Raw genomic sequence first — 15,653 nt, 5'->3', positions numbered from 1 at the left:
CATAATGAGTCAATTAACATGAATATAATTATTTATAAATTTCCATTTCCAAAATTGCCTTCTCAACCAATGCTTCAATATCTAAAACTGACTCAGACCTAATTATCTCTACTAGCCTTGGCTTTGTTTTTGGATGTTTAGGAACAAAAATTGTACAGCAATCCTCATAAGGTAAAATGGAAGTTTCATAGGTTTCTATTTTTCTTGATACATCCATAATATCTACTTTGTCCATAGCTACTAGTGGCCTGAAAACTGGTCTGTCAGCCACATCGTCACTTACTACAAGCCCTTCCATAGTTTGACTAGCTACTTGACCTATACTCTCTCCTGTAGTTACAGAATTTATTCCAAACTTTTCAGCAAGTCTACACGCAAGTCTCATCATAAATCTTCTCATAATTATTGTTAATTCATCTTCTCTACACTTTTCTATAATTTGCATTTGAATTTCAGTAAAAGGCACTACATACAATGTTAATTTTCCAGTGTATTCTTTTAAAATATTAGTTAATTGTTTTACCTTATCCTTTGCTCTTTCGCTAGTATATGGGTGACTATGATAATAAACTGCATGGAGTTCTACCCCTCTCCTTGCCATCATATATCCTGCAACAGGGGAATCTATGCCTCCTGATAACATAAGCATAGTGCTACCGTTCATTCCATAAGGTAATCCGCCCACTGCCTTTATTCTTTTAGCATAAACATAGGCCATGTTTCTTATCTCTACATTTACTATACATTCTGGATTATGAACATCCACAGTTACTTCATCATTATTTTGTAATATGTAAGACCCTACTTTTCTACTTACTTCCAATGATTTTAGTGTAAAGTTCTTGTTTGCTCTGTTGGTTTGTATTTTAAAAGTTTTAAATGAGCTTTCACTAAGATCTAAGAGTGCTTGTTTTTCAATCTCCTCCATATTTGCTTCAACCTGCGTAACTATACAAACCTCCATTATTCCAAAAACATTTTTAACCTTTTCTATGATTTTCTCCATTTGCTCTGAGTATATAAACCATCTTCCTTGATCCTCAACAAATTCATATTCTAAACCTATTAGTACATTTTTTATATTATCTTTAAGTTTTTTTTCGAATTTACCTCTGTTTAATCCCTTTAAAAAAATTTCTGGGGCATACTTTACCAAAATCAATTTTCTCATCTTTAAGCACTCCTCTTTTTCTTATATAGAATAACTCATTTCTAACATAAACTAACTCATCATCCATTATCTTTTGTTTAACTTTCTCAAGAACTTTAATGATTTATCTAATTCACATATAACATAATCTATTTCTTCTTTATTATTATATTCAGAAAAACTAAACCTTACAGTTCCCTTTTGCTCCTCTAAACTTCTTCCTATAGCCTTTAATATTTCACTGTTTTTAGGGCTTTTGGAAGAACATGCTGAACCAGTAGATACATATATACCCTTTTCTTCTAGTGAATGAAGTAGAACTTCTCCTTTTACACCCTTAAATGAAACACTTAATATATAAGGTGTAAAATATGGTTCTAACTTACTATTAATTATTACATCATCTAGTATAGAAAGTTTTTCAATAAAATATTTTTTCACCTCTAAAACCTTATTAAAATTTTCATATTGATTTTTGTAAATAATTTCTACTGCTGTTTCAAATCCTACAATTCCAGCAAGATTCTCTGTACCTGACCTTAAATTTCTTTCTTGCCCTCCACCGTCTATTAAGCAATTAGGTGCAAGTCCTTTCCTTACATATGCAAATCCAACTCCACGGGGTCCATGAATTTTATGTGCGCTAGTAGATAACAAGTCAATATTGCATTTTTTCACATCAATAGGAATCTTTCCATAACTTTGTACAGCATCCACATGAAATTTAGCCCTACTACTTTTTTCTTTAATTAATTTTCCTAGGCGCTCAATGTCTTGAATAACACCCACTTCATTGTTAACATGCATTATACTAACAATTTGAGTATCGCGAGTTATACTATCTATAAGTTGTTCTACATCAATCCTACCACTTTCGTCTACATCAATATATGTAACTGCTACTCCTAAAGCTTCTAAGGCTTTAAATACATTCCCTACACTTGGATGCTCAATTTTAGTTGTTATTATATGAGATTTTGCCTTAGCAAAACCTTTTATAAGAAAATTATTACTTTCACTACCGCCTGATGTAAATATTATTTCCTCACTTGTTGCATTTATGCTACTGGCAATATTTTTTCTTATTTCTCTAAGTTTTTGCTCTGCTTTAAACCCTAAACTATGGGATGAAGATGGATTTCCATAATAATTTCTCATAGTACTACTAACTGCCTCAATAACCTCTTCGTAAGGCATAGTAGTTGAACTGTTATCTAAATATATTTCCATATTTCTGTATCTCTCCTCTTTAAATATCCATTAAACTAATACAATTAATTCTTAGTGATTCGCTCTGATTTACTTAATTATAAATTTTATAATTATTAATGTCAATAATTAAAAAACATTCATTTAGGCTAATGCAAGTTTTTATGGTAAAATAAAGTTATTAAAATATTTAAATTAAATGTTGTCATTTCAGTAATTTCACTTAACCTATGAATTAATTTTAAAGGAGATGAATCTATGAAATCAAATATTGAAAGTATAAGCATTTACGGGCTAAAACCAGGTATGATTTTAGCTGAAGATTTAATACTAAATGGCTTAACTTTAGTTGCAAAAGAAATTGCATTAAATAGTTCCATTATTAAAAAAATACTAGAATTCTATCCATTAGACAGTGTATCTATTTACACCCCTAAAGAAGAAACACTAGTTCCTAGTTCAGAAAACTCAAGACAACAAAATTTAATTCAGACTGAAAATATATTAAATCATTTTTCAAGTCGTATGGATAATTTTTTAAATAGCATAGAGAAAAATAAAAAATTAGACATAACAGAAATTAAATCAATGTCTAAAGAAATTTTAGATAATCTTAATGATTATGATTCTATCTTAAAGAGTATCACAAATTCTAGGGATATAGATGAGTATCTTAAAAGACATTCTGTAAATGTTGCACTTTTAAGTTCTATGCTAGGAAAATGGCTTAATTTACCTAGTAAGGATTTATCACTTTTAACCTATGCAGCTTTTCTTCATGACATCGGCAAAACGAAAGTAGACCAAACCATATTAAATAAGCCTTCAAAGCTTACAAAACCTGAATTTGAGGAAATAAAGAAACATTCAGTTTACTCTTATGACCTCCTACGCAATATTCCTTATTTAGATGAGTCTGTAAGTTTAGGTGTGCTTATGCATCATGAGAGGCTAGATGGTTCAGGATATCCTATGGGTTTAAAAGAAGACAAGATTAGTACCTTTGCAAAAATAATAGGAATTATAGATATGTTTGATGCTATGACTTCTGACAGAGTCTATAGTAAAAAACTTAACCCCTTTGCGGTATTAGATATTATGCAACATGATTGTATGGGTTTGTTTGATTACCATTTTCTAACTACCTTTATAAAACAAATGTCAAATTACTACACCGGTGAAATGGTAAAACTAAGCAATGGTAGTATTGGAAAGATAATTAAAATAGACCTTAATAATATTTCAAGGCCTCTCATATCCATTAATTCAGATACTAAAGATACTGATTTTATAGATTTAAGTAATGAAAAAGATTTATTTATTGTAGAACTTTTACCTTAAGTGGATTTTAATATAGAATTGTTCCTATTTTATCACATTTATTTTTAAAATAACAAGTCAACGATGCCTTGGATATTAAGGGAGTGCAAACCATGGAAAACACTGACAAAAGAAAGAGTATACTTGCGGACATGTCACTACTACTAGTGGCAATTGTTTGGGGAGGTGGATTCATAGCTGTAAAAGATGCTTTAGATAGTATTACACCTTTTTATATCATGGCAATGCGTTTTGGTATTTCCGTAATAATTATGCTCTTATTTTTCAGAAAAAAACTTAAACACATTACTAAAAATCAACTAGCAGTTGGAACCTTGGTTGGATTTCTCTTGTTTTTAGGCTTTACTGCTCAAACTATTGGTATGAAATATACCACCGCCGGTAAAAATGCTTTTTTAACTGGAACTAATGTAGTTATTGTGCCCTTTCTATATTGGGCAATTAGCAAAAGAAAACCTGATGCCTATTCCTTAGTATCCGCTTTTATGTGCTTTATAGGAATAGGAATGCTGACCCTAGATGGAGGCATACATATTGGACTAGGAGACGGTTTGACCTTACTATGTGCAGTATTTTTCGCAGCTCATATAGTATCTGTTGGGTTTTTCACGCAAAAAGTTGGTGCTATAATTCTTGTAATAATACAATTAGGCTCTGCTGCAGTTTTCTCATTTATAGCTGCTTTAATCTTTGAACCAGTGCCAACACAAATGAATTCAAGCACAATAATTGCAATTGGTTATTTAGCAATTTTCAGTACAATGTTTGCATTTATGGTACAAAATGTAGCACAGAAATATACTACCCCTACTCATGCCGCTATTATTCTATGTTTAGAATCGGTTTTTGGTGTTATTTTATCTGTTTTAGTACTTAATGAAATATTTAATATAAAAATGGTTTTAGGTTGTTTAACTATATTTCTTGCAATTATAACCACAGAAACTAAATGGGCTTTCCTTAGAAAAAAGAAAATATCAGTTAGTAACTAAACTAATGCTAAGATAAATTCAACTTAGATACCAGAAAATATAAAAATCTCATGGGCAAGATCATTACCCATGAGTTTTTTATATTTCAATAATATGATATTTAAATGCATTTATAATTATAGTATCATTATAAATCATTTTTCTTTCGCCTCTTCCATACTCCAAATGTTGATGGCCATAAAAAAAATATTTTGGAGAATATTTGTTTAAAACATCGATAAACACTTCAAACCCCTGATGACAACGATCTATTCCATCCCCCATGCCTTTTGCTGGTGAATGAGTTACTAATATATCAAACCCTTTGCTCTTCCATAAACTTATTTTTAATTTTGAAACTCTTTTATGCATTTCCTTTTCTGTATATTGAAAAGGTCCACTATTATAATCAATAGACCCTCCAAGACCTAGTATTCTAATATTTTTATATACAAAAATTTTGTCATCTATAGGAATACAACCAGCAGGAGGCTTTACTAAATACCTCCCATCATGATTACCATTAACATAAAGTACTGGTGCCTGAATCATATCAGCTAGATATTCTAAATAGTCTGCTTTTAAGTCTCCACAGGATATAACAAGCTCAATTCCACTAAATCTTTCATGATCAAAATGATCCCAAATATAACTATCTTCAACATCTGAAACTAATAGAATTTTAATCTTAATCACCTACTCATCTTTTGAATATTTTATTCTTCTTCTGGTAGTTCTCCTACCACATTGTCTACAAACCAGTCCATATATAACATATCCTCATAGTTTCCTATGTCTCCATCCTTTATACGAATTTCGCCGTCAGTGTCATAAACTGGGCCGGCAAAAGTATGAAATCTATTTTCAATAATTAGTTCGCGCATTATATCTACTAACTTTTGAGTTTGTATAGGAACATTATGTTTTGAATAAATAATATCCACAAGGCCTGAGTCCATCCCCCACCAAAAACTTACACGTTTAGACTGCGTGCTAAATATGCCTTTAAAACTACCATTTACGATATTTCTAAGTATTTTCTCGTAAAATTCTCCCCAATCCCATGTAATTAAACCATAATTTACTTCTGGTATCCACTTTTCCTCTTTTTCGCTGTATTCTAAAGAATATAGTCCAAAATCTCTTGAGCCCTTACCTAGTGCTGTTAAATCATTTTGCATTATAAGATCTGCACCAGTGCTTTTAAGGCCTTGAATTAATTCTTTGGAATGCTCCATATCTCCCGGTTCATTAAGCCAAGAAATTGTAACCTTCGCATTTGGATTTACAGTTTTAACCCCTAAGGCAAAAGCATTAATTCCTGTTATAATCTCTGTCTCATTATAGGTATCTATATATCCTATAATATTAGATTTTGTAATTGTACCGGCAATAAGACCCATTAAAAACCTTGGTTCATGAGAACGCCCAAAATAAGTACTTACATTTCTATAAGCCTTTACTGGAGAACAGTTAAAGAACTTAATATTGTCATATTTTAGTGCTGCTCTAAGCGTTATATTAAGATAATATGAACATGTAGTAAAAATAATATCATAATTTTCTTCGCACAACTGACTTAATCTTTCATAGCTATCACTATCATTTTTAAAATTATCTATAACAAAAGTTTCTATTTCACTGCCTAATTGCTGCTGAGCATATATTCTTCCTAAATCATGAACATAACTCCAACCAGATGTATCAATAGTTTTTTCTAAAATAAAAGCTACTCGCAGCTTTTTAGGTGGAGCTACTAAATTTGTAAAAGATGTAATAACATTTTTCTTATGAACATCAAAAGGCTGCGTTTGAATATCTACTGCATTATTTTTTGATATTATAGTAAGTTCCTCCAAAAACTTTTCAACCCTTGGTTTTCTCTTTAATTCTTTAAACTCATCTGAAATACCATAAATTTTTATATATTCTAAAAATGCATCTCCAGTGGTGATATTTAATTTATCCCCACCTAATTCATAGAAAGTATTCCTAAATGGTGAATAAACATTTTTTATAAAATGTTCGTATTTGTTAGCAAATAAGTGGAGCTTAGGATCATATTCTTCCAAATACTTGAAAAGCATCGGAAAGCTACCCTCTTTAGTAAACCAGATATCATTTATCCCAGTACTATTATTAAAATCTAAAAACTCGTAATATATTGTATTATTTAAGTCATTCTCATCTCTTTTAGGAACTAGCCTAGTAATTTCTCCTTCTATTGCATAAGCATCTACATATTTTAGGACACTTACCCGTTTATTCCCCTCCATAACATAGAACTCGTTCATGTACTCATATAATTTTATAGGGTCTGCTATTCCATCATTAATGTGATAAGCATATACTGCTTGCCATTTCGTAGAAAACTCACTATCTTCATTGGCTAGTGGAAGGAAGTTCATTGCAAAGTCTCTACTTCTTGTGTAAAAATAAGTTCCTATTATCTTTTTTAATGGAATACTTTTTATTCCCAGGGGCATTTCTGCTACTATATCTAGTTTTTTTAAAATACTATCTAAGGATAATATATGCCCTGAATTTCCTTTTGATTTATCCAAGTAATATCTCACTTTAGCTAATTTACTGGCCTTTTTATATTCATCAACAGATGAAAAATTCATCATATACCCACTCCTTAGCATTTTTAGCTATCAATATTTATTACCATAATGTGCTATTATGATAAATGCTCTTTTCTCTATTATAATATACCAAATACTATTTTACCAACATTTAGAAACATACAAGATTTATTTAGACACTTGCATAATTTATACAGTAAAACTTGTAGCAAAATCCATAAATAAATAAATAAATAAATAAATTAGATGAACTGTAATGTTATAATATATATATTAACTAAATTAGAGGAGACATTATGAAGTGGATAAGAAAAGACGTATTTGATTTAACAATTCCAATTTTAACAGAACAATTATTTGTTATATCACTAGGTATGATAAATACTATGATGGCTGGACATATAGGGAAAGAAGCAGTTTCTGCTATTGGAATGGTAGACTCAATAAATAATATATTTATAGCATTTTTTTCAGCCCTGGCAATCGGCGGAATGGTTGTAGTATCTCAATTTATCGGCCAAGGTAATATAAAAAAAGCTAATGCTACTATGAAACAAGCACTTTTTTCAGGACTTATAATTACTTTTCTCGTAACTATTATGATGTTCATATTTCAAGGTCCTATAATCGCTACACTTTTTGGCGGCGCAGAACCTAAGGTAATAAGCAATGCTCATACGTATTTAGGTATAACTTTACTTACTTATCCACTAATAACTATTGATTTAGTTGCTAATGGACTTCTGCGTGGAGCCGGAGATACAAAAACTCCTATGAAAATTAGTATCTTTATGAATATTGTAAATGTTTCCTTAACCTATACTTTTATAAATATTTTAGGAATGGGCATAGTAGGAGCAGCACTTGGAATAGCTATTGCAAGAATTAGTGGCGGTATAATTATAATAATAGTACTTATCCGAGGTTCAAAAATTCTTAAACTTACCAATATAAAAAAATTCAAATTTGATAAATCCTTATTAAAACTCATATTTGGCATTGGTATCCCTGCAAGTATAGAATCTTTACTTTTTAATGGAGGAAAGTTAATAACTCAAATCTTTATAGTAGATATGGGAACTATAGCTATAGCTTCAAATGCAATTGCCGGATCTGTTGCTACTATGCTTAATGTTCCAGGAAATTCACTATGCATTGCAGCAACCGCTCTTGTAGGAAAATATATGGGAAGTGGTGAAACAGACGAAGCTGAACATGCACTATCCTATATTACAAAGCTATCAACCATTCTTTTAACTATGGTAGCTTTGATGTTTATACCCTTTGCAGGAAAAATTGTATCACTATTTACAACTAATGATGATATAATTCACTTAGCTTCAACTGTACTTATAGTGAATTCATTATGTATACCACTATGGTCAATATCCTTTGTTCTTCCAGGAGGACTAAAAGGTGCAGGCGATGTAAAATATACACTGGTAACTACAATTATAGGCATGTGGCTTTTTAGAATTACCTTAGGTTATTTGCTGGGAGTTGTATTACATTTTGGACTTGTAGGTGTATGGATAGGTATGGTTATTGACTGGGTTGTTCGTGGCAGTTTATATTGTATAAGGTTTAAGAAGGGAAAATGGAAGCACAAAACTGTAATAGAAATCACAGCCAACTCTTAACAGAATTTTCAGTAAAAATAGATGTTTAATAGATTGTTAATAGATAAATATAAAAATCATGTTATAATAAGATTGTAAGATAACTGGTAAAATAAGATTTTTAAAGGATGGGTAAATTATGAACATAGCTTTTTTTCTTACACCTAAAAGTGAACTTGTTTATGAAAAGTTGACCTCTACAATGAGGCAAGCACTAGAACGAATGGAATACCATCGGTATACATCTATACCATTAATAAATGAAAAAGGTAATTATGTAGGTACATTAACTGAAGGTGATCTATTATGGAAACTAAAGAATAGTCCCAATTTAAGTTTTAATGACACAAATAAGATTTTAATTAGTGATATTCCAAGACATATCTGTAACACAGCAGTATTAATTAATTCAGACATAGAGAGTTTAATATCTCTAGCAAAAGATCAGAACTTTGTTCCTGTTGTAGATGATAACGGAGTTTTTATAGGAATAATTAAAAGAAGTGACATAATAACTTATTGTTTTAATTTATTATACGAAAATAATGAAAATAGTGAAGAAAAAGGTTTTAATTTAATAGCAAAATAATAGAATTTAATAAAACACCTATACTAGACTAAAATATCTAGTATAGGTGTTTTATTAAATTTTTAAAAGACTGGCAGCTTCACTGTCTAAAATTACAGTTACATCATTATGGAGCTGTAAAATAGAAGCAGGCACTTTAGGGCTTATTTTGCCATTAATAGCTCTTGCAATAGATTCAGCCTTGCTTATTCCGTTGGCAAGTAAAATTATCTTCTTAGAATTCATTATTGTCTTTATCCCCATACTTAAGGCTTTTACTGGAACATCTTCTATTGAGTCGAAAAACCTAGAATTAGCTTCTATAGTTTCTTCTTCAAGATTAACTAAATGGGTTCTTGCTTCAAAATTTACATTTGGCTCATTGAATCCAATATGCCCATTTCCACCTATACCTAGCACTTGCATATCTATGCCACCAGCTTCTTTTATTTTCTCCTCATAGTCTGAGCATATAGCATTCACGTCCTGTGACATACCATCTGGCACATGAATATTTTTTTTATTTATATTTATACTATTAAATAAATTGGTCATCATATACTCATAATAACTTTGAGCATTTTCTCTATTAAGTCCGTAATATTCGTCCAAATTAAAGGTTGTAACCTCCTTAAAATCAACTTCATTTTTGCTATACAATTCGATTAATTCCTTATACATTCCAAGAGGTGTATCTCCAGTAGCAAGCCCCAATACGCTATTAGGTTTTAACATTACTTGACTTGCAATCATCATTGCAGCTTTTTTACTCATTTCCTCATAATTATCTACTACTATTATTCTCATATTTGCACCACCTTATAATAATACTCAAAATTCTATTTTTGAGTTTGAAACACTATTCTACCTTCAACTATTGTAAAACATACATCTATGTTTTTATCAAAAATTGCTATATCTGCATCTAATCCTACCTCTAAACTTCCCTTTCTATCCTGAATATTAATAACCTTTGCTGGAACACTGGATGCCATTGCCACAGCTTCATAAATCTCTAAGCTACTGTGACTTAACATATTTTCAACTCCCTTGTTCAGAGTTAAAACGCTTCCTGCTAAAGTACCATTTTGAAGCCTTGCAGCTCCATTTTCAACTATTACCTTTTGCCCACCAAGATCATATGTGCCACTCTTCATACATCCAGCTCTCATAGAATCTGTTATAAGTACAATTTTATCTTTCTGCTTTGCATTTATGAGTATATTGAAAATTGCTGGATGAATATGAATCATATCAGCTATTAACTCGCAGGTTATATCACTTGAAAATATGGCCCCTACAATGCCTGGTTTTCTATGATTCAAGGGAGTCATAGCATTAAATGTATGAGTTGCATGTGTTATTCCATCCTCAATAGCCTTAATTGCCTCTTCATAGCTTGCATCTGAATGACCTATTGACAAGGTAATTTCAGAATTATGCTTTACCTTTTTAATAAAACTATGATCCTTATCCACTTCTGGTGCAAGAGTTATAATTTTAATAATATCTAAATAATTCTTTATAATATCATAATCTGGCTCTATAATATTATCTGCTTTCTGAGCCCCTTTATACTTTTCATTTATAAAAGGCCCCTCCATATGTACCCCTAAAATCTTTGCCCCTTGATTTTCTATTTTCATTGCTTCTCTTATAGCGTCTAACGCACTGTATATACTATCCTTATCCATAGTCATCGTAGTAGGTAAATAGGAAGTTACTCCATTTGCTGCTATTGTACCACTTATTACTTTCAATGCTTCAGCTGTGCCATCCATAGTATCATAGCCACCTGAACCGTGAATATGAATATCAATAAAACCTGGTGAAACATATTTACCCTTAGCATCTATTACTTGGATTTCTTCTTTATACTTTTCCTTATAATCTTTTTTATATTTAAGAAATTCTTCTGAATTTATAATTTTTATAATTTGTTTATCAAAAATTATTATGCTATCATGCATTATTCTATCTTTCATAATAAGTTTTCCATTAATAATAGCTTTAATATTAATCACCCCATTATATATTTTAATTTTAAATCAATATGTTAGTCTAATTTTGATTATTATAACAATGCTAATGCTTTAGCTACATTACCTTTGCTCTTTTTAAGAAGTTCTTTTGCTTTTTCAATGGTTACATCACTCTTAATTTTAACAATACATACCAACGGGTCATATTCACAGAGTTCTAAAGTTTCATTTACAATGACCTCATCCTCTCCTGTGGCAATCTTAACTATTTCACGTACACGACACCGCAACTTTTTATTAATAGGTTTCACATTCACCATTAAATTAGAATAGGTTTTTCCAAGTTTTATCATGGCTACTGTACTTAACATATTTAAAACCATCTTTTGTGCAGTTCCCGCTTTCATTCTAGTGGAACCTAGTATAAGTTCTGGTCCAACCTCTATAGCTATAGTAACCTGGCAAATATCTTTAATCACTCCCGTTGAATTACACATAAGCGCTATAGTTTTGGAGCCCATTTCTTTAGCATATTCCATGGCGGCTACAACGTATGGAGTATTTCCACTAGCTGTTATACCTACTAAAACATCATTTTTGTTTATATTTACCATTTCTAAATCATGAACAGCTAGTTCCGGATTATCCTCTGTATGTTCAAGCCAGCCACTCAAGGCTTCCACTCCACCAGAAATAATTCCCTGAACCATAGAATCAGAAACACCAAAGGTAGGAGGACATTCTGATGCATCCATTACTCCTAATTTTCCACTTGTACCGCTGCCAATATAAAAAAGTCTACCATCTTTTTCAAGGCTTTCAACAATTAATTCTACGGCTTCTTCTATATTACTAAGCTCTTTTTCAATAGCCTTAGCTACCTTTTTATCCTCATCATTTACTTTCCTAAGAATTTCAAAAGTACTCATTGTATCTAAATTATATTCAATTTCATTGCCTTCCACCATAAAAAGCCTCCTTATATGTGGCTGATTTACAAAATTATTCTTTGATTATTTTAAGATTATTTGATATTTATATTTATCACTTCTATATATAGCTTTGGTATATTCGATTGGAGTTTCATTTTCTAAATAAGTAGTTCGCCTAAATATTAATGCTAGTGCACCATTTTCTTGATTTAAAAGTTTACTTTCATATTCATTTAGCATTGTAGGTTCAATAGTTTGCTTTGCTTTATCAGGATAATATCCATATTTTTCACGAAAGGTCTCATACAATGATTTATTTTCAATCATATCTCTAGTCATTCCATTAAATAAATAATATGGAAGCCATACAGTCTCAATGGCTACTGGTTGTTCATCACTAAATCGCAGTCTTTTAATTTCAATGATTTTATTTTCATCTTCAGACATTTCTAATTCAATTTTATACTTTTTTGTTGCCTCTATAACCTTAAAAGATAATATCTTAGTTTTTGATATTACTCCATTTTCTTCCATTTGTTCAGTAAAACCTTTAAGCTGCGAAATTTCTCGATTAACCTTTGCAATAGATACAAACGTACCTTTCCCCTGTTCTCTATAAACTAACCCCTCATTTACTAAGGACATGATAGCCTTATTTACGGTCATTCTACTAACCCCTTGAATTTCACAAAGTTCTCTTTCTGTTGGAATTGCTTGTCCCGGCTTTAACACCTCATTTTCTATCATTTCCTGCAATATTTCTTTTATCTGATAATGAAGTGGTATAGGATTATCCTTTGAAATCTTTCTCAAATTTTTTCACTCCTCAGTTAGGAAAGAATTTTTTTATATATAGCCATAGTTAATATGTTGTCATATTGTCATGTTGTATATACCAATTGTAATCTAAATTTGTTATTTTTACAACACTAAAATTGATAAAAAGAAAAAAATATAAAAAATTCCAATGTTTTTCTACGGAAATAAAAATACTCTATATAATAGACCTTTTCTTTGTCTAATCTATAGAATATTTTTTAACTTTTATCCTTTTAACTAGTGTATCGTGTTATTACATCAGTCTAGGTGATGTCACAACAGGCCATGCTTAAGCCTTCATAGCTCTCATAGAATTTAACACTGCAATTAGTGCAACACCTACATCACCAAAAACAGCTTCCCACATGGTTGATATTCCAAAAACCGCTAATATTAAAATAACTGCCTTTACACTAAGTGCAAATATAATATTTTGCATAACAATCCTCTTTGTTCTTTTAGCAATCACAATAGCCTCAGCAATTTTTGAAGGCTCATCAGTCATTATTACTATATCCGCAGCTTCTATTGCAGCATCAGAACCTACTCCACCCATTGCTATTCCAATATCCGCTCTTGCCAGCACTGGAGCATCATTAATCCCATCCCCTACAAATACTATCTTTCCTTTAGGAGACTTTTTCCCTTGCAGCCTTTCTAATTTCTCCACCTTCTCATGTGGAAGAAGTTCTGAGTATACTTCATCTACACCTAGAATTTTACCTACATTTAAAGCTATATCACTATTATCCCCGGTAAGCATTACTATTTTCACAACACCCATAGATTTTAAACTAGCTATAGCTTTTATGGAGTCTTCTTTTATCTCATCAGCAATTATAATACTACCTGCATATTTCTTATCTATTGCTAGATATATCACTGTACCTACATTTCTAGCTTCATTATAAGAAATTTTCTCACTATCCATTAATTTAGAATTACCGGCTAGCACATATTTCCCTTTAACCAAAGCTTTAATACCTTTTCCAGCTATTTCTTCCACGTCTTTAATATCCTCTTTGGATACATCTTTACCATAAGCCTTTAATATAGATTGGGCAATAGGATGATTAGAATTACTTTCTGCATGAGCTGCATACTCCAATAACTCATCACTACTAATTCCATTTTCTACCTTTATCTCTGTAACTTTAAATACTCCCTTAGTTAGTGTTCCAGTCTTATCAAAAACCACTACTTCAACACTGTTTAGTGCCTCCAAATAGTTTCCGCCTTTTACCAAAATTCCATTTTTAGATGCTCCACCTATTCCTCCAAAAAATCCAAGCGGAATAGATATTACTAATGCACAAGGGCAAGATACTACTAAAAATACCAATGTTCTATATATCCACTCAGAAAATGTAGCACCAGGTATTAAAAGAGGTGGAATTATTGCAAGGATAACTGCACTTATAACTACAATTGGGGTGTAATACCTTGCAAATTTAGTTATAAAATTTTCAGTTGGTGCTTTTTTACTGCTAGCATTTTGAACTAAGTCCAAAATTTTTGCCAAAGTTGATTCACCAAATTCTTTTCTTACCTGGATAGTCAATAAACCATTTTTATTAATACATCCAGCCAAAATATCATCACCACTTACAACTTGCCTTGGAACTGATTCACCAGTTAAGGCAGCTGTATCTACTAAGGACTTGCCTTCGATTACCATTCCATCTAAAGGCACTTTTTCTCCCGGCTTTACTATTATAATATCCCCAATGTGAACTTCATCCGGATCTACTTTTACAATTTCATCATTAATCTTTTTATTTGCATAATCTGGCCTTATATCCATAAGTGCAGATATAGATTTTCTCGACTTATTTACAGCCATATCTTGAAAGAATTCTCCTACTTGGTAAAAAAGCATAACTCCAACGCCTTCTGCAAATTGTCCGATAGAAAAAGCTCCCACTGTAGCTAGTGCCATTAAGAAATTTTCATCAAACAATTGTCCCCTCAATATATTCTTTATAGCAATTAGAAGGACTTCTCCCCCAATTAATAAATAGCTTATTAGGAATAATGCAAATTCAACCCAATAACTCAATTTAAATATAACTGCTATAGTGAAAATTATTACGCCTATAGAAAAAGCGATAACTTTATTTTTATTACTACCTTGTTCCGCTTGGTCATGTATATGGTTATGAGTCTTTTCCTCATGTTTAATTGTTTTTACGTTTTTTGCTACAATCACAACATTAGGTTCAATGCGTTTTACTATTTTTTTTATTTCATCTATAATTCCTAATATTTTTTCTTCACTTTGAAATTGGACTACCAAGTTTTTACTAATAAAATTTATATTCGCATCTACTACTCCATCTATTCTTTTACAGTTAGTTTCAATTTTATTGGCACAATTAGCACAACCTAGGCCTTGTAAAATGAATTCTCTTTTTATTATAGTCTCCATTTTCTACCCCCCTATTTCAAAATTTTTTTTGCATTTTGTATTTTAT

Annotated in this window: 13 protein-coding genes; 4 read left to right on the top strand and 9 right to left on the bottom strand. The window is 31.1% G+C overall.

Annotated features, from left to right (window positions below; all coding sequences use genetic code 11):
* Positions 1 to 28: 28 nt before the first annotated feature.
* Positions 29 to 1,171, bottom strand: coding sequence for a tRNA uracil 4-sulfurtransferase ThiI (gene thiI, locus ACREVU_RS09475; protein ID WP_431551344.1), 1,143 nt, complete (start codon positions 1,169 to 1,171; stop codon positions 29 to 31).
* Between the two features lie 66 nt (positions 1,172 to 1,237).
* A complete protein-coding gene (locus ACREVU_RS09470; protein WP_431551343.1) occupies positions 1,238 to 2,380 on the bottom strand; it encodes a cysteine desulfurase family protein in 1,143 nt (380 codons plus the stop codon).
* A 237-nt stretch (positions 2,381 to 2,617) separates the two neighbouring features.
* On the opposite strand from ACREVU_RS09470, the gene ACREVU_RS09465 reads away from it, so the two are divergent.
* Both ACREVU_RS09465 and ACREVU_RS09460 read left to right on the top strand, forming a co-directional pair.
* On the top strand, positions 2,618 to 3,700 hold the full coding sequence (locus ACREVU_RS09465) for an HD-GYP domain-containing protein (RefSeq protein WP_431551342.1): 1,083 nt from the start codon (positions 2,618 to 2,620) through the stop codon (positions 3,698 to 3,700).
* A 92-nt stretch (positions 3,701 to 3,792) separates the two neighbouring features.
* Positions 3,793 to 4,692 carry a DMT family transporter gene (locus tag ACREVU_RS09460; RefSeq protein ID WP_431551341.1) on the top strand — a complete coding sequence of 300 codons (900 nt, stop codon included), beginning with the start codon at positions 3,793 to 3,795 and terminating at the stop codon, positions 4,690 to 4,692.
* Positions 4,693 to 4,770: 78 nt separating this feature from the next.
* Here the strand turns inward: ACREVU_RS09460 and ACREVU_RS09455 are convergent, their stop codons facing one another.
* Positions 4,771 to 5,367, bottom strand: coding sequence for a metallophosphoesterase family protein (locus tag ACREVU_RS09455; protein ID WP_431551340.1), 597 nt, complete (start codon positions 5,365 to 5,367; stop codon positions 4,771 to 4,773).
* Positions 5,368 to 5,387: 20 nt separating this feature from the next.
* Positions 5,388 to 7,301 (bottom strand): BMP family ABC transporter substrate-binding protein, encoded by a 1,914-nt coding sequence (locus ACREVU_RS09450; protein ID WP_431551339.1) that lies wholly within the window; start codon positions 7,299 to 7,301, stop codon positions 5,388 to 5,390.
* Positions 7,302 to 7,555: 254 nt separating this feature from the next.
* On the opposite strand from ACREVU_RS09450, the gene ACREVU_RS09445 reads away from it, so the two are divergent.
* Together ACREVU_RS09445 and ACREVU_RS09440 are read left to right on the top strand one after the other, a co-directional pair.
* Positions 7,556 to 8,899, top strand: coding sequence for an MATE family efflux transporter (locus ACREVU_RS09445; protein ID WP_431551338.1), 1,344 nt, complete (start codon positions 7,556 to 7,558; stop codon positions 8,897 to 8,899).
* A 118-nt stretch (positions 8,900 to 9,017) separates the two neighbouring features.
* Entirely contained in the window at positions 9,018 to 9,467 is a 450-nt protein-coding gene (locus ACREVU_RS09440; protein ID WP_431551337.1) for a CBS domain-containing protein, read from the top strand.
* A 54-nt stretch (positions 9,468 to 9,521) separates the two neighbouring features.
* On the opposite strand, the gene nagB is transcribed toward ACREVU_RS09440, so the two are convergent.
* The 5 genes from nagB to ACREVU_RS09415 all read right to left on the bottom strand — a co-directional run bounded on the left by nagB (position 9,522) and on the right by ACREVU_RS09415 (position 15,607).
* Positions 9,522 to 10,253 carry a glucosamine-6-phosphate deaminase gene (gene nagB, locus ACREVU_RS09435; RefSeq protein ID WP_431551336.1) on the bottom strand — a complete coding sequence of 244 codons (732 nt, stop codon included), beginning with the start codon at positions 10,251 to 10,253 and terminating at the stop codon, positions 9,522 to 9,524.
* 32 nt (positions 10,254 to 10,285) lie between these two features.
* Entirely contained in the window at positions 10,286 to 11,461 is a 1,176-nt protein-coding gene (nagA, locus tag ACREVU_RS09430; protein ID WP_431551416.1) for an N-acetylglucosamine-6-phosphate deacetylase, read from the bottom strand.
* Positions 11,462 to 11,520: 59 nt separating this feature from the next.
* Positions 11,521 to 12,411 (bottom strand): N-acetylmuramic acid 6-phosphate etherase, encoded by an 891-nt coding sequence (gene murQ / locus ACREVU_RS09425; protein WP_431551415.1) that lies wholly within the window; start codon positions 12,409 to 12,411, stop codon positions 11,521 to 11,523.
* Between the two features lie 30 nt (positions 12,412 to 12,441).
* Positions 12,442 to 13,173, bottom strand: coding sequence for a GntR family transcriptional regulator (locus tag ACREVU_RS09420; RefSeq protein WP_431551335.1), 732 nt, complete (start codon positions 13,171 to 13,173; stop codon positions 12,442 to 12,444).
* Between the two features lie 295 nt (positions 13,174 to 13,468).
* A complete protein-coding gene (locus ACREVU_RS09415; RefSeq protein WP_431551334.1) occupies positions 13,469 to 15,607 on the bottom strand; it encodes a heavy metal translocating P-type ATPase in 2,139 nt (712 codons plus the stop codon).
* Between the last annotated feature and the right edge of the window lie 46 nt (positions 15,608 to 15,653).

Source organism: Clostridium sp. (assembly GCF_050717535.1).
In the GTDB taxonomy this organism is placed as follows: domain Bacteria; phylum Bacillota; class Clostridia; order Clostridiales; family Clostridiaceae; genus Clostridium_AD.
The sequence above is the reverse complement of the archived record's forward strand: the minus strand, read 5'-3'. Positions and strand labels throughout refer to the sequence as shown.